Origin of the sequence: Mesorhizobium sp. M1A.T.Ca.IN.004.03.1.1 (assembly GCF_003997555.1) — a bacterium.
Classification (GTDB): domain Bacteria; phylum Pseudomonadota; class Alphaproteobacteria; order Rhizobiales; family Rhizobiaceae; genus Mesorhizobium.
Window position 1 is genome coordinate 1 of sequence record NZ_RZTV01000500.1, and the last position, 262, is coordinate 262.

Here is a 262-nt window from a genome sequence, read left to right on the forward strand (position 1 = left end):
AAAAACGTCAGCAACCTTCTTGTCGAAGCTGCGCGACCATAAGTGCGCCCCCGTGCCTACATCAATGAGCTGCGCCGAAACGCGGAGCTGGTCGCCTTCCCGGCGCGCGCTGCCTTCAACCACGTAATCAACGCCAAGCTTTGCCGCGAGCTTACGTACGTCCGTCTCCTGACCGCGCACGGCATAGGTGGAATCGCGGGCGATGACCTGAAGCTCGGGATTACGAGCGAGCGCCGTGGTCACGTCCTCGGTCAGACCGTCT

At 61.8% G+C, this 262-nt stretch carries 1 pseudogene; it reads right to left on the reverse strand.

Annotation, left to right across the window (positions count from 1 at the left end):
• A pseudogene (locus tag EOD29_RS32625) lies at positions 1-262 on the reverse strand (adenylate/guanylate cyclase domain-containing protein); the annotation flags it as partial.